A 23636-nucleotide genomic window follows, 5' to 3' on the forward strand; every position below is an offset into this window, starting at 1 on the left:
CGTTTTATGTTAATTGACACGCATTGCCATCTTGATTTTCCTCCCTTTGACCCGGACCGCGACGCGGTTATCCAGCGGGCAAAAGCAGCGGGAATCGCTTATTTTATCAATATCGGTTCAACATTAGAATCTTCAGCTGCTTCCTGCGAATTGGCGCAAAAGTATGCGGAGGTTTATGCCAGCGTGGGAGTGCATCCGCATGATGCCGATACTTTTGATCCTCAGGCGGAAAATAAATTAAAAAGCCTGGCGCGGAATAATAAGGTTGTCGCCATCGGTGAAACCGGTTTGGATTATTACCGCAACTTATCCAGTCAAGATAACCAAAAACAGGCATTTATTAAACAGATTGCGTTAGCCAAAGATTTAAAGTTGCCGCTGGTGATCCACTGCCGGCAGGCGGAGAAAGATACGCTGCAGATTTTAAAAGCCGCATTGCCGCTTCGGGCGGTGGTGCATTGTTTTTCCGGGGATGAAAGTTTTTTGCGGGAATGTTTAAGCTGCGGATTTTTTATTTCATTTACCTGCAATATTACTTATAAAAAAGCTCAAGGCCTAAGGGATATGGTTAGCCTGACTCCGCTGGATAGGTTAATGCTTGAAACTGACGCGCCGTATTTGTCGCCGGAAGGTTTGCGCGGAAAACGCAATGAGCCGTTTCAGATAAAATTATTGGCAGAAGAGGTCAGCCGGATTAAGGGAGTAAGCTTTGAAGAGATTGCGAATAGGACAACTCGAAACGCCAAAGAATTCTTTAATTTAAAGGAATAAATAGAAACGGTCCCATTATTTAGAATGGATGCTAAAGTTTCCGTAGTTAAATGCGCTGGGTATGAACCGGCAATAGTTGAGCAAGCGATAAGGGATACAGTTAATCTCTTAGGCGGGGTCACTAATTTTATTAAGCCCGGCTCCAGCGTGTTGGTTAAGCCCAATCTTTTAATGTCTAAGGGGCCGGAGTGCGGCATTACCACCCATCCGGAAGTAGTCAGGGCGGTAATTCATATATTAAAGGAAATAAACTGCAAGATTATTATCGGTGATGGCCCAAGTGTCTGGGGTAAGTATATTGAAAATGTTGACCAGGTATATGATCTTACCGGCATGAGGAAAGTTTGCCAGGAAGAGGATGTGCGCCTGGTTACTTTTGACAAGCGCAGGATGCGTGCTAAATTTCCGCTGACAACTTGGCTTGATGAATGCGATCATTTAATCAGCCTGCCTAAATTTAAAACTCATGAATTTACTTTGCTTACCGGAGCAATTAAGAATCTTTTCGGCCTGGTTTCCGGCACCTATAAAACCGAGCTGCATAAAAATTATTTTGAGCCGGCGGAATTTTCCAAGATCCTGGTGGATATATACCAGGAGGCTAGGCCCGCCCTGACGATTATCGATGGGATATTAGCCATGGAAGGGGATGGACCGGCAACCAACGGAAAACTTCGGCCGCTTGGCCTTTTATTAGGCGGTTCGGATTGCGTGGCTCTGGATACGGTGATGGCTAAGATTATGGGGATTACCAATCAGGAGGTTTTAACGACAAAAGAGGCAGCCCGGCGCGGCTTAGGGGAAAATCAGCTCAGCAGAATTAAGATTGAGGGGGAGGATATCGCTAAATTAAATATCCGGCCGTTTATCCTGCCGGTAACTTCGGCAAAAATAAGCAAGTTACCAACCGCGGTTAGAAAGATACTTAAATCCCTGATCAGGTATTATCCTTATTGTTTGAGCCCAAAATGCATCCGCTGCGGCCACTGCGTTAAGGTTTGCCCGCGCCAGTGTATTACTTTTAAAAAAAGCCGCATTCATTTTGATTACAAAAAATGTATCGCCTGTTTCTGTTGCCAGGAGAGCTGCCCGGAAGCAGCCATCGGAATAAAGAAAAGTATGTTGGCTAAACTCATAGGATTATAATGTATATTCGCACAATTGATTGGAAAAATAATAAGATCAGGCTGATCGATCAAACAAAATTACCGCGTAAGTTTGTTTATATTGACATTGATAGATTGAAAGATCTTTGGCAGGCAATAAAGGTAATGCAGGTGCGCGGGGCTCCGGCATTGGGGGTGGCTGCCGGCCTGGGAATGTACTTAGGCATAAAAGATTATCCGGGTTCTGATTGGCTGGGGTTTAGCCGTAAATTAAACGCGGCAGCAAGATATATTGCCAGTTCCCGGCCGACAGCCAGGAATTTATTCTGGGGTATTGAAAGGATTTGTCGGGTTGCCGCGAATAATAAAAAGCAGCCAATCTCTAAGATTAAAAAAATTATTCTTTCTGAAGGTAAAAAGATTATGCAGGAGGATATGGCCTCCTGCCGCAAAATCGGTTTTTACGGCGCAAAGCTGTTTAAAGATAACAGCACGGTTTTGACAATCTGTAATACCGGGATTTTAGCTACCATTGACTATGGCACAGCTTTGGGAGTAATTTACCGGGCCAAGGAAGAGGGTAAGAAGATAAAAGTTTTTTCTTGTGAAACGCGGCCCTTATTGCAGGGGGCGCGTTTATCCGCCTGGGAATTGCATCAAAAAGGCGTGGATGTGACGATGATTGCCGATAATACCGCAGCTTCGCTTATGTGTAATGGAGAAATCGACGCGGTGATTGCCGGAGCAGACCGGATTGCCGCCAATGGGGATTCCGCCAATAAAATCGGCACCTTAAACCTGGCCATTTTATGCAAACACCACAAGATACCTTTTTATATCGCCGCACCCCAAAGCACCTTTGATCTAAAGATAAAAAACGGACAGGGCATCGAGATTGAAACGCGCAAAAGCGAAGAAGTAACCAAGATTCTATTGAAGAAAGATATTGCTCCGTTTGGGGCCAGAGTATTAAATCCCGCTTTTGATGTTACGCCGCATCAGTTAATCAGCGCGCTGATCACGGATAGAGGAGTTATCAAGCGGCCTTATTTTAAAAATATCCGGGAAATTTTGGAGACAGAAAAATGCGTTTAAAAGAGATTGGCGAATTTGGACTAATTACAAGATTTCAAAAGAAAATCAAAACCGACTCTTCGGTGGTTGTGGGCAGCGGGGATGATTGCGCGGTTTTGAAGTTGAATAAAAAGAATTATCAGCTATTTACTACGGATATGATAGTGGAAGGGGTGGATTTTCGAAAAAAAGATAATTTGAAGTTGGTTGGTAGAAAAGCCCTGGCTATTTCAATCAGCGATATTGCCGCCTGCGCCGGCCTGCCGAAACAGGCGGTAGTCGCCCTTGGCCTGCCCAAAAATATGCAGGTTAGTCAGATTGACCTGTTGGCAGAAGGTTTATTTGATTTGGCAAAAAAATTTAAGATCAATATTGTCGGCGGAGATATCAGCGCTTCGGATAAATTGATTATTAATGTCAGTATGCTCGGGGATGTTGAAAAAAATAAACTTTGCCTGCGCCGCGGCGCCAAGGTTGGCGATATAATTATGGTTACCGGTGAGTTTGGCGGCTCAATCAAGGGAAAGCATTTGAAATTCACTTCCCGCCTGGAAGAGGCGCGTTTTCTGGTGGATAATTTTAAAGTTAACGCGATGATCGATGTTTCCGACGGGCTGGTTCAGGATTTGGGGCATATTTTAGAACAGAGCAAGTTAGGGGCGGTTTTATATGAAAGCCTTATTCCGCTAAGCGCGGCGGCAGAAGGCATAGAGGACGCGCTTTGTTCTGGAGAGGAGTTTGAGTTACTTTTTACTGCCTCCCGGGATTGGGCCAATAAAATTATTAAGAATTCCAAATATCATTTTAAAGTTATCGGTGAAATCATGCCGGAAACATTTGGGTTAAGATTGATTAACCTTCAAAATAAATATTCTAAACTTAAACTTCAAGGATACAAGCATTTCTAAATGGAAAAATTATCCGCTTCGGTTAACCAAACATTAAGAATAGGCAAGCAAATAGCGCGTAATCTGGCCGGCGGGGAAATTATCCTTTTATCCGGTTCCCTTGGCGCAGGCAAGACGGTTTTAGCCAAAGGGATTGCCCAGGGGCTGGGGATCAATAAGAATAACGTGATCAGCCCGACTTTTGTTTTGTTACGCGTGCACCAAGGCAGACATTTGTTGCAGCATTTTGACCTTTACCGGCTTAGATCTATCGAGGATATTTTTAGTTTAGGGTATGAAGAGTATTTTTACGCGCAAGCCGTGACAATTATCGAATGGCCCGAACGGTTGAAATTCCTCTTGCCAAAGGAATTTTTAAAGATTAAGCTATTGACAAAGGCCAAGAACAAAAGGCTGCTTAAATTCAGCGCCCGTGGCATGCGGCATAAAGCATTATTGGAAAAAATCCATGAAGATACTCGGCATTGATACGACGACTAAAATTCTTTGCCTGGGGGTTTACGCCGGCGGCAAGCTCTACGAATATAATCTTGAGGTGGGCAGGAGCCTTTCGGAATTACTGGCTCCGACGATCCAGAGGGTAGTTGAGGCGGTAGGATTAAAAATAGCGGATATCGATTATTTTGCCTGCGGCTTGGGGCCGGGGTCTTTTACCGGCATGCGGATTGGTTTGGCTACCATTAAAGGATTAAGCGTGGTCAGAAATAAACCGGTTGCCGGGATATCTTCGCTGGATATTTTAGCCAAAAATGTTCAAGCCACAGAGCGGCTGATCGTTACCGCCCTGGATGCCAGAAGAGGGCTTATTTACTGCAGTTCTTATAAATATGAGCGGGGATTGTTAAAACGTAAAAGCGAATATTCTCTTTTAAGCTTGGATGAATTTTTAAAAAAATTCCGCGGCAAGCCGGTAATTTTAGGAGACGCTTTAGCTTTATATGGAAACAAGATCTCAGGCGGCATAAAAGGCGCGGCTGTTTTAGATAAGGATTATTGGAGTTTAAAAGCGCATAATCTTATGGAGCTGGCGCTGGTAAAAATCAAGGCCAAACAATTTACTTCGGCGCTGAATGTAAAACCTATTTATTTATATCCTAAAGAATGCCAGATAAAGACAAAATAGGTTACCGGCCCACCTGGGCAGAGGTTAACCTGAATAATTTAGAGCATAATTTCAGAGAGGTTAAATCTCTCCTTGGGAGCCGGACAAAAATCCTGGTTACCGTCAAAGCCGATGCTTACGGCCACGGGTTGATCCCGGTAGCCAAAAGATTGTCCGCCTGCGGCGTGGATTACTTAGGGGTTGCCTCTATCGATGAAGGGATAAAATTAAGAAAGGCGGGGGTAAAAACACCTATCCTGCTCCTTGGCTTGATCCTGAAAAAAGATATCCGGCCGCTTTTTACCTATTGCCTTACGCCGACGGTTTGCGATAAAGAAATGGCTTCTGCCATTAACGCCAAAGCCGCTAAGCTAAAAAAGAAAATAAACTTGCATATTAAAGTGGACACCGGCATGGGCAGGATCGGGGTTTTGCCCGATGGCGCGTTTAAATTAGTCAAAGATATACACCAGCTTAAGAATATCGCCATTGAAGGCATTTTCACGCATTTTGCTTTCGCGGATCTTGACCGCAAGTTTACCGATTATCAAATCAATTTATTTGAGAAGCTGGTTAGTGATTTGGAAAAAAGTGGCATAGCTATTCCTTTAGTGCACGCTGCCAATAGCATCGGTTTGATCGACTATAAAGACAGCCATTTTACCATGGTCAGGCCGGGTTTGGTAATTTACGGCTTGCATCCGAAAGAAGGTTTACGTATAAATTTAAAACCTGTTTTAAGTTTGAAGACACGCATTGTTTTCATTAAGCAGGTTCCTCAAGGCACCGGCATAAGTTATGGCCGCACTTATATAACTAAACGGCCGACGCGCATCATTACTTTACCCATTGGTTACGGCGACGGTTATCCGCGCAACCTTTCCAATTTAGCCTGGCTTTTGATCGGAGGCAGGAGATTCCGTATCGCCGGCAGGATTTGTATGGATCAGATCATGGTTGATGTCGGTAATTTCAAGCCCAAGATCGGCGATGAGGTTGTTTTGATCGGACAGCAGGGCAGGCAGAAAATTACCGCTGAAGAGCTTGCCAGGTTATCCGGCACGATTTCCTATGAGATTGTCTGCGGTTTGGGCAGCCGCATCCCCAGAATTTATAAATAAAATAGGGACAGCGACCATTTTTATTCTAATATTTTATTAAAAAATGGTCGCTGTCCCTATTTAAGGCAGCTTGGTGATAAGATATAGGCTGGTGGATAAGACGATGATATGGCTTAAGGAGGCAGCTAAAGCCGGCATAAGTAACCCGGATTTTCCCAGTGCCAGGCATACGGCATCCAGTACGTAGTAAAAGAATCCCACGATAATCGACACTCCGATCGCTGACATCCCCGTGGCGCGTTTGCGCATCATCAGAGAAAAAGGAATTCCCAGAAATATAATTATTAGGCTTGTAAAGGGCGAGGTAAACCGTTGGTAAAGATCCACCTTTAAATTCCGGGTTACCCCGGTTGCCCCGCTTTTAGAGAGCCTCCAGATATAATCTTGCATCTGGCGGATACTCATCTCTTCCGGTTTCTGCCTTAAGCTAGCCATGTTCTCGGGAGTTTCCGGTATATCCATAATTTCTTCTTCAAGATAAAGCGGTTCATCGATTATCTGTCCGTTTTGGTCAAAATTATAAGTGATGCTTTGAAAAAATCTCCAAAGCCCCTCCTGATAAACTCCTTTGGTGGCGATGATTTTTTTTATCAGATTTTGGTTCTGGTCGTGCTCCAAAATCGTAATTCCTTCCATAGTTTTTGTTGCCAGAGAAAATTTATTGATGAAAAATAACCTGTTTCTTAATCCGTACATCGAAAGGTTGGTAATTGTTTCGCTTTTTTTGAGTTTTGAGTTTTTTGCCAAGCCTTCATCCATCTGGAGCTTAATTTTTTGATTTTCAGCCGAAGAGGAAGGGACAAATCTGTCGCCTACCCACAATACCGACAAGCTGATCAGCAGGCCGAAAAGCAGGGCATTGCCGGCAATCCCAAATATGCTTAAACCGCTTGAGCGCATGGCGATTATTTCATTATTATGGTTGAGCCTGCCGAAGGTATAAACCGTGCTCAACAGGCAGGCGAAGGGGGAAACCTGCACGAACATTATCGGCAGGTAGGTCAGGTAATAGCGGGCCAAAAGCGCTAAAGTTGCCTGGTGTTTCAAGATCTCATCTAAATTTGAAAGCAGGTCGATAATAATATAAAGAAAAAGGAAAACAAAAACACAGGAAAAAAATATAGTGATAATTGATTTTAAGATGTAGCGGTCTAAGATGCGCATAGTTTATAGGTTAAGTAACCTCCAACTGCGGCAAATATAATATTTGGGATCCAGCAGGCCAGGGCAGCCGGGATGATCCCTTCGATGGCCATTGCCACCAGGCCTATATACAAGGGATAATAGCAGATGATAATTAAGACGGCAATCCCGATGTTGATGGTTTTTTCGCGCCGGCGCGTAATGATCCCCAGCGATGAACCCAGGAGCATAAACACAAAACAGGAAAATGCCAAAGCCAGCTTTTCATGGATCTTGGTAATCAGGGGGGCAGGGCTTATTCCTTCGCTTTTTAATTTTTTCGCCTCTTTTTTTAATTCATGAATAGTCATCTCTTTGTATTTTTTATCCACAACTTTGTCCTGCATCTGGGCCATGTCCAGGTTCATAAAATAGGTGCGGAAATTAAGCTTATAAAAGTTAGTGGGATTTTCCGGGTCAGGTTCATCGCTTGTTCCGTCGATGAGCTTTAATTTTATGGTGTTTTTGCCGGGAACGGTGATAAATTCTCCGGCGCGGGCGACAATGGTGCGGGTGGGCTTGTCTTCACCTTGAGGTTCATAAATACGGATGTTATTGAGCCGGTTCTTTTTCTGGTCTACGTGATAGATGAAAAGGACGTATTTTTGAAAGGAATCAATGAATACCCCTTCTTCGAAGGCGGCGGTAGGATTTTTTATCCCCATTTCCTGCAGGACTCTGCGGTAAGCAAAATGCGCGTAGGAGGCCGCCTTATCGTTAAAAACCGCCAGCGCCAAGCTTAAAGCCAGGCCGATAGTCAATAAGGGAAGGATTAATTTAAACAGGTTTATTCCGCTTGCCCGTATCGCGATTACTTCGTTATCTCCGGATAATCTGCCGAAAGCGAGTAATATCGCCACCAGTATCGATATAGGCAGGGTATAGGTAACGATATAAGGAGTAAGGTAGATAAAAATCTGCACCACGCTGAAGAAATCCACTCCTTTATTGATGACTAAATCGGCAATGCGCTTTAGGTTGCCGATTAATACCATCAGGAAGGTTAATGTCCCCAGGCACAGGAGCAGGGGCCCGATAAATTCTCTTAAAATATAATTACGCAGTATTTTCATTCTAGTCGGCTAAAGTCATTAAAAGCACTATTTTTGCTCCGGCTTGCTTTAAACTTTTAGCTGCTTCGTTTGAGGTGGCTCCGGTAGTCAAGACATCGTCGATCAGCAATAAATTTGTATCCTTAATTAACTCCGGACGAGCAACCCGAAAACTTTCTTCTACATTCCTGCGCCGCTCTTCTAAAGTTAGTTCGGTTTGGGTTTTGGTTGGTTTGCTGCGAATAAGCGCCTCAGTGAGCAGTTCCTTATTAAATTCTTCGGCCACCTGCCGGCTTAAAATTTCAGCCTGATTGAATTCTCTTTCTCTTTGCCGGCTTTTATGCAGCGGTACAGGGATAATGAAATCAAGATGTTGGATCGGTAAATTATAATCCCGGATAAAAGTATTCATAATCGAGCCTAGCGGTTTTCCCAGGTAATCTTTACCGCCATATTTGAATTCATGGATCAATTTTTTTACGGAACCTGTGTATGGGCAGGGGCTGAATGCCCGGTCAAAATAAAATTTTACGTTCGCGCAGCTGGCGCAAGTGTTTTTCTCTATTGCTTTGGCGTCCAGGTGCCTGCCGCATGAAGCGCAGAAAGGAGGCAGGTTCTTTTCGACCTTGTCCCAGCAGCCGCGGCAGACTAAATCCCGCTCTTTGGTTGCCTCAACCCTGTTTTTACAAACCAGGCAGTAGTTTGGATAAATTAAATCCTTTAATCCTTTAAGCAAACCGGGCAACATAAAGATATAATAACAATGAAAATTGGCTTTGTCAAAGTAATTGACAGCCGGCTCTATCGATAGTAGAATTATTATCATGGAAAAGGCGAACCGCGCGGAATTAAAGGAAAAATTATTTAAATTATTGAATAAAGAGGCTTTAAAAAGAGGTAAATTTATTCTTTCTTCGGGTAAAGAGAGTAACTATTATCTTGATGGCCGGGTAATTACCTTGAGTCCGGAAGGCGCATATTTAGTTGCCGGCATTATTCTGGATATGGTTAAAGATGAAGCTGTGGATGCTATCGGCGGTCCGACTTTGGGAGCTGATCCTATTGTAGGAGCCTTGGCCGTTTTAAGCTATATCAATAAACAGCCGATTAAAACATTTATTGTGCGTAAACAGGCCAAAGAGCATGGGACACAGAGGCAGGTCGAAGGCCCGGAGTTAAAAAAAGGCGGCCGTGTAATCCTGATCGATGACGTGGCGACCAGCGGCAAGGCGATCTTGGAAGCAAAACAGGCATTGGATAAAATCGGGGTAATCGCCGAGAAGGCAATCGTAATTGTCGATCGCAACCAGGGGGCTGTTGAAAATTTAGCTAAAGCAGGTTTAAAATTAGAGCCAATCTTCAAAATTTCGGAATTCGGCCTCTAGGTGTTCTTGTGGAAAAAATAAAAATTGTCGTAGTCGGCGCAGGGCCATCGGGGATGATGGCGGCAATCCGGGCAGCAGCTCTTGGCCAGGATGTAACCCTGCTTGAAAAAAAGAGCACCCTCGGAAACAAGCTCCTCTTAAGCGGCAAAGGACGCTGTAATCTTACCAATACCGAAGATCTCCAGTATTTTCTCAAACGTTTCTCAAAGAGCGGCGACTTTTTAAGGGATGCCTTTAAGAAGTTTTTTAGCCAAGAGTTGATTTCTTTTTTTGAAGAGCGCGGTTTAAAGCTAAAAGTTGAGCGTCAGATGCGCGTTTTTCCTCAAAGCGACCGCTCTTCCAGTGTCCTGGATATATTAAAAAAAGAGTTGGAAAAGCTTAAAGTAAAGATTATTTACAAAAGCCAGGTTATTGATTTGCTGGTTAAAGATGGAGGAGCCCGGGGGGTACGTTTAGAGGATGAAAAGATCATCACGGCCCAGCGGATAATTTTAGCCGGCGGAGGGGCAAGTTACAGTTTTACCGGTTCCGACGCCTCAGCAATAAATATCGCTAAAAAATCCGGTCATACCATTGTGCCTTTGCGGGCAGGTTTGGTCGCTTTGGATGTGAAACAAAGTTATCCTAAAAAATTAGAGGGTTTAACCTTGCGCAATATCCGGCTTGAGTTTTCCGACGGCAAAACGCAGATTATTTCCGAGGTAGGGGAATTAGTTTTTACAGCGACCGGAATATCCGGGCCGCTGGTAATTACTTTAAGCGGCAGGGTGATCGATTTGCTGGCTGAAAGTAAAAAAGTTTACGCGGAGATAGATTTAAAGCCGGCATTATCTATCGAGCAGCTGGATGGCCGCCTGCTTAGGGAGTTTAAAACCAATTCTAAAAAAATTATCCAGAATGCGCTTAAAAGATTATTACCCTTGCGTTTAATTAAAGTTTTTATGGATGCCACGGGAATCGCTCCGCTTACAAAATGCAGCCAGATTACCCAGAGTCAAAGGCAAAAGATAATTTCCTTGCTTAAAGGTTTTCGTTTGGATATTTCCGGACCCCGGCCGCTTGAAGAAGCGATGGTGACCCGCGGCGGGGTGAGTTTAAAGGAGATCAATCCGCGGACCATGGAGTCGCGCCTGGTTAAGGGGCTGTATTTTTGCGGGGAGATGCTCGATGTTGACGCCGATACCGGCGGATTTAACCTTCAGGCGGCATTCTCGACCGGATATCTTGCGGGAGAAAGCGCGGCATCGAATTAAGGTCATATTTACGGGTGACGAGCCTTGATTCGAGCAGCATCTCAAAAATTTGAGCGCGGGCACGGTTGCCCGCAATAAATGTCCCGGCAGAGCGAAAATTTTTGCCGAAGCGAAGATTTTCCTCGCAGGGGAAAATCGAGCGGTGCTGGGAGAACAAGGCTCGGCAGGACCCGTAAATAATAATCTGATGAATAAAATTTACTTAGCCTCTAAATCAAAAGCCAGGAAAAAGTTGCTGGAGAAATTCGGCCTGAAGTTTAAAGTCCTTCCTTCTAAAGTTAAAGAGAATGACCGGCGCGGGAATTTATCTTACGCGCAATTAGTCAAGAATAACGCGCGCGACAAGGCCAAAGAGGTTGCCGCCAGAGTAAAAGAGGGGATCATTATCGCCGCCGATACTATCTGCGTGCAGGATGGCAAGATTTTCGGCAAGCCCAAAAACATACGCGCTGCCCGGCTTATGCTTAAGAAATTATCGAGCGCGCCGCAATGGCTTTATACCGGTCTGGCAGTTATAAAAAAAGATAAAGGCAAAGATCGAATCGCCATTGACTATGAAAAAACAAAAGTTTATATGGACCGATTAAGCGATAGAGAAATTAATAATTATTTCAAGCAGGTTTCTCCGTTGGATAAAGCGGGGAGTTTTGATATCCAGGGCAAGGGGGCATTTTTTATCAAGAGGATCGACGGCTGTTTTTATAATGTCGTCGGCTTGCCTTTGCGGAAACTCTATCGTATTTTTCAGAAACTGGGGGTGTTGTCTTTAATTTGTTTTGCCTGGGCGCTCTCCGGTTGTTCCACCGAGTATAACCTGGCTACCAAACAAGAGGAAAAATATTACTACAGCACGGATCAGGAAGTAGCCATGGGCCAGGCGATTAACCGCCAGCTGGAAAAAGAATTAAAATTTTCCAACGACCCTTTACAGAAGAAACGCGTAGAGGATATCGGCAAAAAGATAGCCGCGGTAAGTGATAGAAAAGAGATTGATTACTATTTTCAGGTTTTGGATGATGACACGGTAAATGCCGTTTCTCTGCCCGGAGGCTATGTCTATGTCAACAGCGGATTACTGGATAAAGTTTCCAATGATGATGAACTGGCTTGTGTTTTGGCGCATGAAGTAGGGCATATCGTCGCCCGGCACAGCATTAAAAAACTCCAGGCAATGCAAAGTTATTCCATATTAAGATTATTGGTGGCAGTAACTCCTGTCTCCGGAGCAGGGGAAGTAGGCTCTGCCGCGGACGCCGCTTTTACTCAATTTCTCCTCGGTTACAGCCGGGAGGATGAGCTGCTGGCGGACCAATTGGGGACCCGCTACGCTAAATTGGCAGGTTATAACCCGCACGCGATGATTACTTTTTTAACCAAACTGCAGGATATAAACCGCAGGACGCCGCTCCAGGAGCGTTCCTATTTTAAGACCCACCCCTATGTGCCTGACAGGATCAGGGTAGTCAAACAGGAACTGGGAGAGCAAATCAGCTTCGGGGATTATATCAACATTGAACAAGAAACTCACAAATAAAATATTTTATTTTTTAGCGGTAATTTTGTTAACCTTTTCTAGCCTTCCGGCTGCGGAGATTTTGCGTAAGGAAAATATGGAGAATAATTTAGTAGATTTAAGTAAAGCCAATTTCGATAATCCATTTGGAGTTTTAGAGTTTCTGCACTGGAATCATTCTTGGAATAGCTATAAATATCCCGGTAATCGTGATTTGGAGAAAACTATTTCTTTGATGCAGGAGGCCGGGGTTGGCTGGGTAAGATTGGATTTCCTATGGGGGGATATTGAAGCGCAAGAGGGTAAGTTTGATTTTTCTAAATATGATAATGTCGTTAAATTACTCAAAGGTAAAGGAATTCATATCCTGGGTATTTTGCATTACAGTACAAGTTGGGCTTCTTCCTGTGGGGAGTGGAATTGTCCGCCTAAAGATAATAAAATATTCGTCAATTACGCGAACAAGGTTATACAGCGCTATAAAGATCAGGTTAAATACTGGGAGGTTTGGAACGAGCCGGATTCTGCTATCTACTGGAAACAACAGGACAGCCTTAACTCCTATTGCGGCCTGCTAAAAGAAGTGTATCTGGCGGCTAAAAGAATAGATCCGGATTGTAAGATCCTAAACGGCGGTATTGCCAATGGGCCGGCCAGCATTAATCACCTTTATGATAACGGAGCCAAAGATTATTTCGATATATTAAACCTGCATTTTTTCGAAAGCCCTTTACATAGCAAGGATGCCATAAAAGCTTTAGCCGGTTATTTTAAGCTTGTCCATAAGATAATGGCGCGCAACGGGGATGCCAACAAGAAAATCTGGATAACTGAAATCGGTTGTCCCGGGGTAAAGTTGGGATTAAGGGCAGATAATTGGTGGATGGGCAAAAATCCTGATGAACGCCAACAAGCCCAGTGGCTAAAAGACGTGTATACTGAACTATTAAAAGATCCCCAGGTAGAGAAAATTTTTTGGGCCTTTTTCCGGGACACTAAAAATCACTGGAAAAATGGGGTAGATTATTTTGGTTTGGTGCGCTGGGATTATTCCCGCAAATCCTCTTTTAAAGCCTATCGAGAGTGTCACCGGAAGTGGAAGGATAGAGCCGTATAATTTAGTGCGGGAGGAGGGAGTTGAACCCTCAAGGGTTGCCCCACACGCTTCTGAGACGTGCGCGTCTGCCATTCCGCCACCCCCGCAAAATTAATCTTAAGTATATATTAGCCTCTTTATCCTGTCAATCAGTTATCGGGGACGTTTTCCTTCTCCCCCATTTCCCGATTAGGTTGGAAACAGTTTCGGTATAAAAGAATTGCGGCTGAGTTTTTTTGCTGTTATAATATTGGTTTATTACAGGAGAAAATTATGTTTTTGGAGCATTTTAAAATCACCGGACTTGCCATGGCCCAGATCTTCATTTTGGGGGCTTTAGGCTATATTTTGGTAAGGAAAAATATGCTTTCTCACTTGGGCTTAGATGCTTTAAGCCGCCTGGTGATCCAGATTATTTTCCCGGCGATGATCTTTACCCAGTTGTTGCAGAATTTCAGCTTCAGCCTTTATCCGAACTGGTGGATTTTTCCGCTGGCCAGCCTGACAATTACCGCTTGCGGCCTGCTGGTGGGTTTCTTTTTGCTTAAGCTGATCAGGTTAAAAAATCATAAATTGCAGTTTTTAAGCCTGGTGGGTTTTCAGAATTCCGGATACCTGCCTTTGGCGATGGTGGCAGCCATATTTTCCGGCCAGGAGTTGAACAATATTTTTATTTATATCTTCTTGTTCCTGCTGGGTTTTGATTTGGTGGCCTGGTCATTGGGAATATATATGCTTACTTACGATAAAGAGGTAAAATTTAAGTTGCGGCATATTTTCAGCCCTCCGGTAATCGCGAATTTATCGACTCTTACGCTTATAGCGCTGGGGTTAAATAAATTCATACCGGCGGTCATATTTAAACCTATCCAAATGATCGGTAACTGCACTTTGCCTTTGGCCTTGATTGTCGTCGGAGGCAACGTTGCTTTAGCGCGGCTGAAGAATATCGATAAGCAGGCGGTTTCTTTTTTTCTCTTAGGCAAGCTGATTATTTTGCCGCTGTTAGGCCTGTGGCTTGTGCTTAAGCTGGGGCTGCCGCAATTATTTGGTTTTTTGATCGTTATGCAGTTAGCCATGCCCTCGGCAACATCTTTATCGGTGATTATCCGCCATTATAACCGGGAAGACGCCTTGATCAGCCAGGGTGTATTTTTTAGCCACATCATCAGCCTGGTTACGATACCGTTATTTTTAGGTTTATATTTATCGCTGGTTGTGCTAAAATGAGTAAAAATATCATCACTAACCGCAAGGCTTACCGGGATTATGATGTCCTGGAATCCGTAGAGAGCGGCATTGAGCTTAAGGGTTCGGAAGTAAAATCCCTGCGCGCCGGTAAAATTAATTTAGACGACAGTTTTGCCCGCGCTGAAAAAGAAGAGATTTTTTTATACAACGCCCACATTAGCCATTATACCGAGGCCAGTTATTTAAACGTTGACCCGGACCGGCCGCGTAAGCTTCTTTTGCATAAGGGCCAGATCGAGAGGATTATCGGCAAGCTTACCCAAAAAGGCCTGACTTTAATTCCGTTAAAGATTTATTTTAATGACCGGGGTTTTGTTAAGGTGGAGTTGGCGCTTTGTAAAGGTAAAAAACTTTACGATAAACGCGAGAGTATTAAGCGCAGGGAAACGGATCGTGAGATGCGCCGGGTGGTAAAGAATAGGAGAAAATAAATAGGGGGGTGAAAGGGTTCGACTTAAGATATGTCGGATAAGAGCAGCATGCCGCGGACGCATGGTTAGCCGCGTTAATAACCCGTGCACAATTCAAACGCAAACACGCAAGTGTCACGTTTAGGAACATTTGTTACGCCGTCATTGGCGAAACCGATGTTCTTTAGTCCAGTCTGCTTTAACTAAGTTAAAGCAGCCTCTAACCATCCTCGCCTACGGGATGGATTAGGGCCTTAGTAGGATAGTTCCGGTGGTTGCCTTTGAAGCCGGAGCGAGATTTAAAAGGCTGCTCCTTGCAAATCCTGCCCTGTAGAAGTTGCAAGGTTAAGATAAATTACAAGGCTAAGCATGTAGCGGCTTTTGTTTGATTACTTAGGGACGGCGGTCCGATTCCGCCCACCTCCACCATAAAATTATGAAAATAAATATATCTTTAAAATCATTTTTTCTTTATATCTGCTTGATTCTTCTAATCAACGGTTGCGCCACAATTCCAACCGATGAGAATATCGCCACTTATTCTATCGGCGGGCAGACCTACTATCCTTTGGTCAGCCTCTGCGATCTGCGCCAGATTCGGATGCAGTATGAGCCGCTTTTGCGCACGGTTTATTTGAGTAATGGCAGTAAGTCCGTAAATTTGCGGGTAGGGGACAGCGTAATTTTAGTTAATGATGACATCATGCATTTAAGTTTTCCGGTAGATGTTTATCAAGGCACAATTGTGGTGCCCCGGCAGTTTAAGGAAGAGGTCTTTGATGTATTATTTAAACCAGTTGTCGCGGCGCATCGGCGCATCGGCACGGGTAAAATAAAATTAACCCGGGTGGTTATCGACGCCGGCCACGGAGGAAATGATCCCGGAGCCATCGGCAGGAGCGGCTTAAGGGAAAAGGATGTAAATTTAGATATTGCCAAAAGATTAAGCAGCCTTTTAAGAGAAGAGGGCGTGCAGACAGTCCTTACCCGTTCAACGGATAGGTTTATTCCTCTTTCCAGCCGGGTGAGTATCGCCAATAGATCCGGAGCGGATTTATTTATTTGTATTCATTCTAACGCGGCTCGTTCGCGTTCTTTGAGCGGTTTTGAAGTTTATTATGTGGCTCCCAGCGTGAGTGACGCCAAGCGCGCCGCGCTTACGGCAAGGAACGCTTCATTAAATTTAAAAGACGCCGCGTTTGCCAGCAGCTCCCAGGATTTAAGGACGATTATCTGGGATATGATTTATGCCAATAGCCGGGCTGAATCTATCGAGCTCTCCCATTCTTTATGCAGGATTATGGATTCTTGTATTGACGCTAATATTTTGGGGGTAAAAAATGCCCGTTTCCAGGTGTTAAAAGGGATCAGGATGCCGGGCATATTGATTGAGGTTGGTTTTGTTTCGAATTTAAATGAAGAAAGATTGTTGAGGACCGCGGCGTATCGCCAAAAATTAGCCGAAGGCATATTGGAAGGCCTGAGGGATTATTCACAGAATATGGCATTAGTGGAGGTATCGACAAGATGAGCTCAATCGGTATTTTTGATTCAGGCGTAGGCGGGCTTACGGTAGCCAGGGAGATAATCCGCCAGCTGCCCAATGAAAATATAGTTTATTTCGGCGATACCGCCCGGGTTCCTTACGGGATCAAGTCGCCGCAGACAGTTATCCGTTTTTCCATCGAGAATATTTTATTTTTATTGAAACAGGATGTTAAGCTTATCTGCGTTGCCTGTAACACCGCCTCCAGTTTTGCCCTGCCGGTAATCAAGAACCATTTCCGCGCCCCGATTATCGGCGTAATTACCCCCGGAGCAAGAGAAGCGGTTTATGCTTCGCAGAATAAACGCATTGGGGTAATCGGGACCAAGGGGACGATTAAAAGCCGCACTTATGAAAAAGAGATCAGGCAGCTGGATCCTGCGGCCAAAGTTACCGCGGTTGCCTGCCCATTGTTTGTCCCTTTTGTCGAGGAGGGATGGTTTAGCGGCGAGGTTGTTTTAAGCGTGGCCAGGACTTATTTAAAACCGCTGCGCCAGGCCGGAGTAGATACGGTAATTTTAGGCTGCACGCATTATCCCTTGCTTAAACCGGTAATCCAGGAAATTTTAGGCAAACATGTCACTTTGATTGACTCGGCTAAACAAGTAGCTTTTGAGGTAAAGAAGATTTTAGCCGGTGAAGATATGCTTAACCGCGGTAAAGGCGGAAAACATAAATTTTATGTCAGCGATAATCCGGAGTGGTTTAGTTCTTTAGCCCAGAGGTTTATGGGCAAGAAATTAAGCAACGTTAAGAAGGTGGATAATGTATAGCTTAAAAGTAGAAGGCAGTTTTAGTTCCGCGCATAATTTAAGAGGCTATAAGGGCAAGTGCGAAGACCTGCACGGCCACAACTGGCGGATAGAAGTAATTGTTAAATCTGAAGAGCTGAATAATATCGGCATAGTTATAGATTTCAAGGAGTTGAAGAAAAAATTAAACGCTGTCTTAGAAGAGATGGACCATAAATATTTAAATAAACTGGTCTATTTCAAGAAAGTCAACCCGACATCCGAGAATATCGCAAAATATATTTATAAAAAGCTTATAACTAAAATTCCTTTACTTGATTCCGTCACTGTTTGGGAAAACGCCGCCAGCTGCGCTACTTATGGAGAATAAACCGGCGGTAGTGCTTTTATCCGGCGGCCTGGATTCGGCGACGGTTTTATATTTGGCCAAAGCAAAAGGATATACCTGTTACTGCCTGATTTTTGATTATGGCCAGCGGCATCGAAAAGAAATTAACTGCGCCGTTAAGCTTGCCAAGGCCAGCGGATCCGCGTACAGAATTTTAAAAATTGATTTTCCCTGGAAGGGTTCGGCGCTCTTAGACAGGAAAATAAAAGTCCCGGATAAAATTACCAAAGGCATTCCGCCTACTTATGTTCCGGCGCGCAATATTATATTTTTAAGTTTCGCCTTATCGTTTGCCGAAACGATCAAGGCCAAGGCAATTTTTATCGGCGCGCATGCCCAGGATTATTCCGGTTATCCTGATTGCCGTCCTGAATTTTTTAAAGCTTTTGCGCAGATGGCCAAGGTGGGTACATATGGCGGCGTCCGGATTAAAATTTTAGCTCCGTTATTAAATAAGAAAAAAGCGCAAATTATCAGTTTGGGGCAAAGACTGGGCGTGCCGTTTAATTTAAGCTGGTCATGTTACCGCGGGGCAAAACTTTCCTGCGGGATATGCGACAGCTGCCATTACCGCGCCAAAGGTTTTCAAGAGGCGGGTTTAGTTGATCCGCTAAGCAAAAGATGAAGGCCAAGATTGCCGAGGTGTTTGAAAGCGTGCAGGGCGAAGGTATTTATTTAGGGGAGAGGCAGATCTTTGTGCGTTTTTTTAACTGCAATTTGAGCTGCAGCTACTGCGATACCAAACTTGACCGGTTTATGGAATATGAGCCGCGTGAGCTTTTCGAGGAGATCAAGCTTTACCGCAATAAATACCATTCCGTCTCATTTACCGGTGGAGAACCGCTTTTATATAAGGATTTTTTAAAAGAGATATTAAAGCTTACCGCAAAACACGGCCACCGGCATTACCTGGAAACCAACGGCACATTATTTTTTGAGTTAGAGGAGATAATTGACCACATCGATATCGTGGCCATGGATTTAAAATTCCCCAGTTCAAGCGGGATGGGCAACCTTTGGCAGATGCACCGGAAATTTTTAAAAGTTGCCGTAAAAAAAGAAGTATTTCTTAAGGCAATTATTTGCCAGGCTACGCAGGAAGAAGATTTGCTGGAGGCCCTGGGCCTGATCAGGGAGATAAGCCCTTCCAGCGTCTTGGTTTTACAGCCGAATAGTTACGAAAGCATGAATGTTTTAGGTGAAAAGTTATCGCGGTTCAAAGAGATAGCTAACCAACATAGAGTTACGGCTTGCGTTATACCGCAAATCCATAAAATAGCGGGGTTAAGATAAATGAAAAAATCGGATTATGAAGGTTTACAGAAAAATATACGGAAATTAAAAACTCCTCCCATTGAGGTTTGGCTCAATCAATACGCGGATAAAGTTTATATGATCAATCTGGATATTCCGGAGTTTACCTGTATTTGCCCGAAGACCGGTCTGCCGGATTTTGCGGTTATCCGCATCGAATATTCCCCGGCTAAATTCTGTGTGGAGTTAAAATCTTTTAAGATGTACACCATATCTTTCCGCAATATGGGAATTTTCCATGAGCATCTGATCAATAAAATGCTTGAGGATTTTGCGGCCGCAGTCAAGCCGCGCTGGTTAAAGATTACCGGAGTTTTTAATCCCCGGGGCGGTATCACGACTACTGTATCGCGGGAATATAAAGCTAAATGAGAGAAATTAAGGCAAGTCAAATAAGCCAAGCCGTTACTGAACTAGTGCGGCGGGCTAATTTTATTTTGCGCCAGGATGTTTTAACTGTTTTGCGCAGAGCTTATGAATTTGAGAAAAATAAGCGGGCAAAAACAATCCTTAAGGCGATACTGGATAATGCCGCTTATGCCAGGAAAAAAAACCTGGCGATCTGCCAGGATACCGGCATGCCGGTTGTGTTTACCGAAGTTGGCCAGGATGTAAAAATAAGCGGAGATCTAAAAGTTGCGATCAATAAGGGAATTGATGATGGCTATAAAAAATACTCTTTGAGAAATTCGATTGTTAATGATCCGCTTTTAAGAGGGAATCCTAAATTTTCTCCCTGTATAATCCATACGGATATAGTTAAGGGAAATAAAATAAAATTAACGGTCCTGCCTAAAGGCTTTGGCTGTGAAAATAAATCGCGCCTGATGATGTTTAAGCCTACAGCCGGCATAGAAGAGATCAAGAAATTTATTGTTGACGCGGTGATAAGCGCGGGCCCGGATGCCTGCCCGCCGTATATTGTGGGCGTGGGGATCGGAGGGACGGCCGATTACGCCGGCATTTTGGCCAAGAAGGCCTTATTGACTAAAATACAAGCTAAAAATTCAAAATTAGAAAATGATTTATTAAAAAAAATAAATAAAACCGGGATCGGGCCGATGGGTTTGGGCGGCAGGTGTACGGCATTGGCCGTAAAAATCCAAAAATATCCCACGCATATCGCCGGCCTGCCGGTGAGCGTGAATATCAGTTGCCACGCCTTACGAAGCGCTTCAGTAATCTTATGAAAAAATTAAACTCTTTGAAAGCCGGGCAACAGATTTTTTTTAGCGGGACAATTTATACCGCCCGCGACCAGGCGCATAAACGGATGGTTGCGGCAATTAAAGCCGGCAAGCGCCTGCCTTTTGAACTTAAAGGTGCGATTATTTATTATTGTGGCCCGACGCAGACCCCGAAGGGCAAAATTATCGGTTCGTGCGGCCCGACGACCAGCTCGCGCATGGATGAGTTTACTCCGTTTTTACTGGCCAAGGGATTAAGCGGGATGATTGGTAAGGGGAGCCGCTCCAAAGAAGTAAGAGATGCGATTAAAAAACATCAAGGAGTTTATTTTATAACTTACGCCGGTTGCGGGGCGCTTTTGAGCCGTTATGTTAAAAGTGCCAAAACAATTACTTACCGGGATTTAGGCCCGGAGGCAATCGTAAAATTGGAAGTAAAGGATTTTCCTTTGATTGTGGCAATCGATGCTAATGGAGGATGTATTTATGATGCGGATTGACGGGCGCGGGGCGGATAAAATCAGAAAAGTCAACATTACCAGAAATTATATTAAATTTCCGGAAGGATCCTGTTTAATCGAATTAGGGAATACCAAAGTAATTTGCACCGCGTCCGTTGAAGAGATTGTTCCGCCTTTTTTAAGGGGCTCAGGCACCGGCTGGGTTACTGCGGAATATGGCATGCTTCCCCGTTCCTGCGGAACGCGTATTCCGCGCGGAAAAGATTCCGGCCGCACTTATGAAATTCAGCGTCTGATCGGTAGATCGCTTCGGGCAGTTACGGAGATGAAATATTTGGGTGAGCGCACCATTTGGATTGACTGCGATGTCATTCAGGGCGACGGAGGCACGCGCACTGCTTCGATTACCGGCAGTTTTATCGCTTTAGTCGATGCTTTGCAAAAACTTAAAAAAGACGGCAAGATTACCCGGGTTCCGATTCAGGATTATGTTGCCGCTACCAGCGTGGGAATTTTAAACGATAACCTGCTTTTAGATTTATGTTACGAGGAGGATTCCAAGGCGGAAGTGGATATGAATGTGATTATGACCGGTGCGGGTGAATTTATCGAGATCCAGGGTAATGCCGAACGCAAGCCTTTTTCTAAAGATAAAATGGATAGCATGCTGGATTTTGCCAGGAAAGGTATCGAGGAGCTTTTTAGCATCCAAAGAAAATTAGTCGGGGATATCTTAGCATAATGAAGTTAGTAGTTGCCACGCGAAATAGAAAGAAGTTACTTGAAATAAAAGAAATTTTAAAGGGGATGGATTTAACTCTTTTATCCCTTGATGCCTATAAAAATTCTCCGAAGGTAGTTGAGAATGGCAAGACTTTCAAGGAAAACGCGGTAAAGAAAGCAGTAAAGTTAGCGCGATTTACGGGGGAGTTTTGTTTGGGCGAAGATTCGGGGTTGTGCGTCGATGCTCTGGATGGGGCTCCGGGGATTTATTCGGCGCGTTTTTCAGGCAGAGACAAAAGCGATATTAAGAATAATCTTAAACTTTTAAGATTGCTCAAAGATTTGCCCCTGTTAAAAAGAAAAGCGTATTATGTTTGCGCTGTGGCGCTGGCCGATAAGCGGGGGCTGGTGGGAGTGGTTGAGGGAAAATGCAACGGTTTGATTGCTTTTGAGGTGAAAGGCAGCGCCGGATTTGGTTATGATCCGGTATTCTATATTCCGAAACACAAAAAGACATTTGCCCAGCTTGGGGAAAAAATTAAGCATAAGATGAGCCATCGCTACCATGCTTTAGAGAAGGCCAAGCGGATAATTCAGAAATACATTGTTAAGCAAGTAGCGAGTTGTTATAATTGAAATTTACGTAAAACGGGGCGTGGCTCAGCTTGGCTAGAGCGCCTGCTTTGGGAGCAGGAGGTCACAGGTTCAAGTCCTGTCGCCCCGACTTTGAAAATTAATGCGCCTGTAGCTCATATGGATAGAGCATCTGCCTTCTAAGCAGAATGTAGCAGGTCCGATCCCTGCCAGGCGCATAAAACTTATGAAAAACTGGAAGAAAATATTCAAAATTATTGCGATTGTAGTTATCTTTTTTACCCTTGCCTACGCCTTTTTTCTGATGGAAGCTAGGAATGTAATCGCGGCAAAGATTGAGCGGGCATGCGGCCATAAAACCACCATAGGTTCGCTGGATATTAAGCCGCCCCTAAATTTGGAGATAAGAGATTTAGCGATCGAAGGTTTGCTGAAAGCCAGCTACATTTATGTATCGCCCAGCATTCCCGGTTTTTTAATCGGCAGGATTGCTCTTAATAAAGTTAAAATTGTCAGCCCGCAGCTTACTTATCAGCGCATACCTGCGCCTGTTCCGGCACAGGATAGCGGTGCTCCTGTTGTAGAAACCGTGCCAACTGTTGCGCCTGCGCCTGAGCCAGCACCAACTGTGGCACCCGCTGCGCAAAACAAAGTTTTACCCATAATCATAAAAAACCTGAAGGTTTATTCCGGTTTGTTAAATTTTATCGATTCAACGGCAACCAGCGGAAGCATAAAATTTAAAATCAAGGATATTTACTTTTATGCCACTAATTTGTCCACTGTCAGCACCGACGCGGTAACTAATTTTGGTTTAAAAGGCAACATCTCCTGGAATACCGGAGAGCCCGACGGAAAACTCCTTGCGCAGGGATGGATAAATTCTCACAAAAAGGATATGCTGGCTACTTTAAAGATTGAAAATATCGATGCCATTGTTTTCTATCCTTATTACTCAACTTGGGTGGATTTAGGGAAGGCGCGCATCGAAAAAGCAAAGCTAAATTTCAGCAGCAATATCAAAGGGGTAAATAATGAGGTTGCGGCGGTTTGCCATTTAGAACTAGCCGATATCGTGCGTAAGGTGCGGCTTCCTGAAGAGAAGCAGCAGAAGGCAGAGCGGCTGACCGACGCGGTGCTGGATATGTTTAAAACGATGAATCAGGGAAAGGTAGTTTTGGATTTTACCCTGCATACAAAAATGAACCAGCCGGTTTTTGGTTTTGGCGATATAAAATCCGCGTTTGAGGGCAAGCTTATGCAGGGCAGGGCCAGGGCTGGATTGCGGCCTCAGGATATGCTATTATTACCGGGTAAAATGCTGCAAAACGGGTTTAAAAGCGGCGTGGATTTCTCCAATGCCGCAATTGACGGGGTATTTGCCGTAGGCAACGGCATAAAGAAATTTTTTGAAGAGGCTATAAATAAGCCGGCTGCGGCAAATTAG

27 protein-coding genes, 3 tRNA genes and 1 other RNA gene are annotated in these 23636 nt (G+C 44.2%); 27 read left to right on the plus strand and 4 right to left on the minus strand.

Translation table 11 applies throughout. The features are described 5' to 3' along the window. Window positions 1-6 precede the first annotated feature (6 nt). Genes PHG87_05395 through alr form a run of 7 tightly spaced genes read left to right on the plus strand, consistent with a single transcriptional unit; the run spans window position 7 to window position 6082 of the window. Complete coding sequence (locus tag PHG87_05395) at window positions 7-771, plus strand: TatD family hydrolase (GenBank protein MDD5477612.1); 765 nt, start codon at window positions 7-9, stop codon at window positions 769-771. A gap of 24 nt (window positions 772-795) precedes the next feature. Continuing rightward, window positions 796-1917 carry a DUF362 domain-containing protein gene (locus PHG87_05400; GenBank protein ID MDD5477613.1) on the plus strand — a complete coding sequence of 374 codons (1122 nt, stop codon included), beginning with the start codon at window positions 796-798 and terminating at the stop codon, window positions 1915-1917. Next, on the plus strand, window positions 1917-2972 hold the full coding sequence (gene mtnA, locus PHG87_05405; GenBank protein ID MDD5477614.1) for an S-methyl-5-thioribose-1-phosphate isomerase: 1056 nt from the start codon (window positions 1917-1919) through the stop codon (window positions 2970-2972). Before PHG87_05400 ends, mtnA begins: the two co-directional genes overlap by 1 nt. Next, the gene (thiL, locus tag PHG87_05410) at window positions 2963-3859 is read left to right on the plus strand and encodes a thiamine-phosphate kinase (GenBank protein ID MDD5477615.1); all 897 of its coding nucleotides are present in this window, start codon (window positions 2963-2965) and stop codon (window positions 3857-3859) included. The genes mtnA and thiL overlap by 10 nt, the downstream gene beginning before the upstream one ends. After that, the gene (tsaE, locus tag PHG87_05415; protein ID MDD5477616.1) at window positions 3860-4327 is read left to right on the plus strand and encodes a tRNA (adenosine(37)-N6)-threonylcarbamoyltransferase complex ATPase subunit type 1 TsaE; all 468 of its coding nucleotides are present in this window, start codon (window positions 3860-3862) and stop codon (window positions 4325-4327) included. It abuts the gene before it with no gap. Beyond that, window positions 4308-4982 (plus strand): tRNA (adenosine(37)-N6)-threonylcarbamoyltransferase complex dimerization subunit type 1 TsaB, encoded by a 675-nt coding sequence (tsaB, locus tag PHG87_05420; protein ID MDD5477617.1) that lies wholly within the window; start codon window positions 4308-4310, stop codon window positions 4980-4982. The genes tsaE and tsaB overlap by 20 nt, the downstream gene beginning before the upstream one ends. Continuing rightward, entirely contained in the window at window positions 4961-6082 is a 1122-nt protein-coding gene (alr, locus tag PHG87_05425; protein MDD5477618.1) for an alanine racemase, read from the plus strand. The genes tsaB and alr overlap by 22 nt, the downstream gene beginning before the upstream one ends. A 60-nt stretch (window positions 6083-6142) precedes the next feature. Here alr and PHG87_05430 read toward each other — a convergent pair whose 3' ends face one another. Genes PHG87_05430 through PHG87_05440 form a run of 3 tightly spaced genes read right to left on the minus strand, consistent with a single transcriptional unit; the run spans window position 6143 to window position 9064 of the window. Further along, entirely contained in the window at window positions 6143-7246 is a 1104-nt protein-coding gene (locus PHG87_05430) for an LptF/LptG family permease (GenBank protein MDD5477619.1), read from the minus strand. After that, window positions 7234-8337 (minus strand): LptF/LptG family permease, encoded by a 1104-nt coding sequence (locus PHG87_05435; GenBank protein ID MDD5477620.1) that lies wholly within the window; start codon window positions 8335-8337, stop codon window positions 7234-7236. Before PHG87_05435 ends, PHG87_05430 begins: the two co-directional genes overlap by 13 nt. 1 nt (window position 8338) lies before the next feature. Then, window positions 8339-9064 (minus strand): ComF family protein, encoded by a 726-nt coding sequence (locus PHG87_05440; protein ID MDD5477621.1) that lies wholly within the window; start codon window positions 9062-9064, stop codon window positions 8339-8341. 76 nt (window positions 9065-9140) lie between these two features. Here PHG87_05440 and pyrE point away from each other — a divergent pair, with 76 nt between their 5' ends. From pyrE to PHG87_05460, 4 genes are all read left to right on the plus strand, one after another. Then, window positions 9141-9701 (plus strand): orotate phosphoribosyltransferase, encoded by a 561-nt coding sequence (gene pyrE / locus PHG87_05445; protein MDD5477622.1) that lies wholly within the window; start codon window positions 9141-9143, stop codon window positions 9699-9701. 8 nt (window positions 9702-9709) lie between these two features. After that, on the plus strand, window positions 9710-10954 hold the full coding sequence (locus PHG87_05450; protein ID MDD5477623.1) for an NAD(P)/FAD-dependent oxidoreductase: 1245 nt from the start codon (window positions 9710-9712) through the stop codon (window positions 10952-10954). Between the two features lie 187 nt (window positions 10955-11141). Continuing rightward, complete coding sequence (locus tag PHG87_05455; GenBank protein ID MDD5477624.1) at window positions 11142-12488, plus strand: Maf and M48 domain-containing protein; 1347 nt, start codon at window positions 11142-11144, stop codon at window positions 12486-12488. Between the two features lie 76 nt (window positions 12489-12564). Continuing rightward, the gene (locus tag PHG87_05460) at window positions 12565-13584 is read left to right on the plus strand and encodes a family 1 glycosylhydrolase (GenBank protein ID MDD5477625.1); all 1020 of its coding nucleotides are present in this window, start codon (window positions 12565-12567) and stop codon (window positions 13582-13584) included. A gap of 5 nt (window positions 13585-13589) precedes the next feature. On the opposite strand, the gene PHG87_05465 is transcribed toward PHG87_05460, so the two are convergent. After that, window positions 13590-13670: transfer RNA gene (locus PHG87_05465), tRNA-Leu, on the minus strand. A gap of 166 nt (window positions 13671-13836) precedes the next feature. Here PHG87_05465 and PHG87_05470 point away from each other — a divergent pair. The 16 genes from PHG87_05470 to PHG87_05545 all read left to right on the plus strand — a co-directional run bounded on the left by PHG87_05470 (window position 13837) and on the right by PHG87_05545 (window position 23636). Beyond that, the gene (locus tag PHG87_05470; GenBank protein MDD5477626.1) at window positions 13837-14793 is read left to right on the plus strand and encodes an AEC family transporter; all 957 of its coding nucleotides are present in this window, start codon (window positions 13837-13839) and stop codon (window positions 14791-14793) included. After that, on the plus strand, window positions 14790-15245 hold the full coding sequence (gene smpB / locus PHG87_05475) for an SsrA-binding protein SmpB (protein MDD5477627.1): 456 nt from the start codon (window positions 14790-14792) through the stop codon (window positions 15243-15245). Before PHG87_05470 ends, smpB begins: the two co-directional genes overlap by 4 nt. A 4-nt stretch (window positions 15246-15249) precedes the next feature. Beyond that, window positions 15250-15653: a transfer-messenger RNA gene (ssrA, locus tag PHG87_05480) on the plus strand. Window positions 15654-15660: 7 nt separating this feature from the next. Continuing rightward, entirely contained in the window at window positions 15661-16755 is a 1095-nt protein-coding gene (locus tag PHG87_05485; protein MDD5477628.1) for an N-acetylmuramoyl-L-alanine amidase, read from the plus strand. Further along, window positions 16752-17543, plus strand: a complete 792-nt coding sequence (gene murI, locus PHG87_05490) for a glutamate racemase (GenBank protein ID MDD5477629.1) — start codon at window positions 16752-16754, stop codon at window positions 17541-17543. Before PHG87_05485 ends, murI begins: the two co-directional genes overlap by 4 nt. Continuing rightward, a complete protein-coding gene (gene queD / locus PHG87_05495; protein ID MDD5477630.1) occupies window positions 17536-17892 on the plus strand; it encodes a 6-carboxytetrahydropterin synthase QueD in 357 nt (118 codons plus the stop codon). The genes murI and queD overlap by 8 nt, the downstream gene beginning before the upstream one ends. Then, window positions 17882-18535, plus strand: coding sequence for a 7-cyano-7-deazaguanine synthase QueC (queC, locus tag PHG87_05500; GenBank protein MDD5477631.1), 654 nt, complete (start codon window positions 17882-17884; stop codon window positions 18533-18535). Before queD ends, queC begins: the two co-directional genes overlap by 11 nt. Further along, window positions 18532-19203 (plus strand): 7-carboxy-7-deazaguanine synthase QueE, encoded by a 672-nt coding sequence (locus tag PHG87_05505; GenBank protein MDD5477632.1) that lies wholly within the window; start codon window positions 18532-18534, stop codon window positions 19201-19203. The genes queC and PHG87_05505 overlap by 4 nt, the downstream gene beginning before the upstream one ends. After that, window positions 19204-19596, plus strand: a complete 393-nt coding sequence (gene queF / locus PHG87_05510) for a preQ(1) synthase (GenBank protein MDD5477633.1) — start codon at window positions 19204-19206, stop codon at window positions 19594-19596. Continuing rightward, window positions 19593-20414, plus strand: coding sequence for a fumarate hydratase (locus tag PHG87_05515; protein ID MDD5477634.1), 822 nt, complete (start codon window positions 19593-19595; stop codon window positions 20412-20414). The genes queF and PHG87_05515 overlap by 4 nt, the downstream gene beginning before the upstream one ends. Next, a complete protein-coding gene (locus PHG87_05520; protein MDD5477635.1) occupies window positions 20411-20911 on the plus strand; it encodes a FumA C-terminus/TtdB family hydratase beta subunit in 501 nt (166 codons plus the stop codon). Before PHG87_05515 ends, PHG87_05520 begins: the two co-directional genes overlap by 4 nt. Beyond that, window positions 20898-21614, plus strand: a complete 717-nt coding sequence (rph, locus tag PHG87_05525; GenBank protein MDD5477636.1) for a ribonuclease PH — start codon at window positions 20898-20900, stop codon at window positions 21612-21614. Before PHG87_05520 ends, rph begins: the two co-directional genes overlap by 14 nt. After that, the gene (gene rdgB, locus PHG87_05530; GenBank protein MDD5477637.1) at window positions 21614-22231 is read left to right on the plus strand and encodes an RdgB/HAM1 family non-canonical purine NTP pyrophosphatase; all 618 of its coding nucleotides are present in this window, start codon (window positions 21614-21616) and stop codon (window positions 22229-22231) included. Before rph ends, rdgB begins: the two co-directional genes overlap by 1 nt. 13 nt (window positions 22232-22244) lie before the next feature. After that, window positions 22245-22319: transfer RNA gene (locus PHG87_05535), tRNA-Pro, on the plus strand. A gap of 14 nt (window positions 22320-22333) precedes the next feature. Further along, a tRNA-Arg gene (locus PHG87_05540) sits at window positions 22334-22407 on the plus strand. 8 nt (window positions 22408-22415) lie between these two features. Next, window positions 22416-23636: a DUF748 domain-containing protein gene (locus tag PHG87_05545; protein ID MDD5477638.1), complete on the plus strand. Its 1221-nt coding sequence runs from the start codon at window positions 22416-22418 to the stop codon at window positions 23634-23636.

The sequence above is a fragment of the Candidatus Omnitrophota bacterium genome (assembly GCA_028716245.1).
Lineage (GTDB): Bacteria > Omnitrophota > Gorgyraeia > Gygaellales > Profunditerraquicolaceae > UBA6249.

Coding starts and splice junctions, on each gene's coding strand:
- PHG87_05395 (MDD5477612.1), top strand. CDS start 7: ATGTTAATTGACACGCATTGCCATCTTGATTTTCCTCCCTTTGACCCG.
- PHG87_05455 (MDD5477624.1), top strand. CDS start 11,142: ATGAATAAAATTTACTTAGCCTCTAAATCAAAAGCCAGGAAAAAGTTG.
- rdgB (MDD5477637.1), top strand. CDS start 21,614: ATGAAGTTAGTAGTTGCCACGCGAAATAGAAAGAAGTTACTTGAAATA.
- tsaE (MDD5477616.1), top strand. CDS start 3,860: ATGGAAAAATTATCCGCTTCGGTTAACCAAACATTAAGAATAGGCAAG.
- PHG87_05485 (MDD5477628.1), top strand. CDS start 15,661: ATGAAAATAAATATATCTTTAAAATCATTTTTTCTTTATATCTGCTTG.
- murI (MDD5477629.1), top strand. CDS start 16,752: ATGAGCTCAATCGGTATTTTTGATTCAGGCGTAGGCGGGCTTACGGTA.
- PHG87_05515 (MDD5477634.1), top strand. CDS start 19,593: ATGAGAGAAATTAAGGCAAGTCAAATAAGCCAAGCCGTTACTGAACTA.
- mtnA (MDD5477614.1), top strand. CDS start 1,917: ATGTATATTCGCACAATTGATTGGAAAAATAATAAGATCAGGCTGATC.
- smpB (MDD5477627.1), top strand. CDS start 14,790: ATGAGTAAAAATATCATCACTAACCGCAAGGCTTACCGGGATTATGAT.
- queF (MDD5477633.1), top strand. CDS start 19,204: ATGAAAAAATCGGATTATGAAGGTTTACAGAAAAATATACGGAAATTA.
- PHG87_05505 (MDD5477632.1), top strand. CDS start 18,532: ATGAAGGCCAAGATTGCCGAGGTGTTTGAAAGCGTGCAGGGCGAAGGT.
- alr (MDD5477618.1), top strand. CDS start 4,961: ATGCCAGATAAAGACAAAATAGGTTACCGGCCCACCTGGGCAGAGGTT.
- PHG87_05400 (MDD5477613.1), top strand. CDS start 796: ATGGATGCTAAAGTTTCCGTAGTTAAATGCGCTGGGTATGAACCGGCA.
- PHG87_05520 (MDD5477635.1), top strand. CDS start 20,411: ATGAAAAAATTAAACTCTTTGAAAGCCGGGCAACAGATTTTTTTTAGC.
- PHG87_05430 (MDD5477619.1), bottom strand. CDS start 7,246: ATGCGCATCTTAGACCGCTACATCTTAAAATCAATTATCACTATATTT.
- PHG87_05435 (MDD5477620.1), bottom strand. CDS start 8,337: ATGAAAATACTGCGTAATTATATTTTAAGAGAATTTATCGGGCCCCTG.
- PHG87_05460 (MDD5477625.1), top strand. CDS start 12,565: ATGGAGAATAATTTAGTAGATTTAAGTAAAGCCAATTTCGATAATCCA.
- queD (MDD5477630.1), top strand. CDS start 17,536: ATGTATAGCTTAAAAGTAGAAGGCAGTTTTAGTTCCGCGCATAATTTA.
- thiL (MDD5477615.1), top strand. CDS start 2,963: ATGCGTTTAAAAGAGATTGGCGAATTTGGACTAATTACAAGATTTCAA.
- tsaB (MDD5477617.1), top strand. CDS start 4,308: ATGAAGATACTCGGCATTGATACGACGACTAAAATTCTTTGCCTGGGG.
- PHG87_05470 (MDD5477626.1), top strand. CDS start 13,837: ATGTTTTTGGAGCATTTTAAAATCACCGGACTTGCCATGGCCCAGATC.
- pyrE (MDD5477622.1), top strand. CDS start 9,141: ATGGAAAAGGCGAACCGCGCGGAATTAAAGGAAAAATTATTTAAATTA.
- PHG87_05545 (MDD5477638.1), top strand. CDS start 22,416: ATGAAAAACTGGAAGAAAATATTCAAAATTATTGCGATTGTAGTTATC.
- rph (MDD5477636.1), top strand. CDS start 20,898: ATGATGCGGATTGACGGGCGCGGGGCGGATAAAATCAGAAAAGTCAAC.
- queC (MDD5477631.1), top strand. CDS start 17,882: ATGGAGAATAAACCGGCGGTAGTGCTTTTATCCGGCGGCCTGGATTCG.
- PHG87_05440 (MDD5477621.1), bottom strand. CDS start 9,064: ATGTTGCCCGGTTTGCTTAAAGGATTAAAGGATTTAATTTATCCAAAC.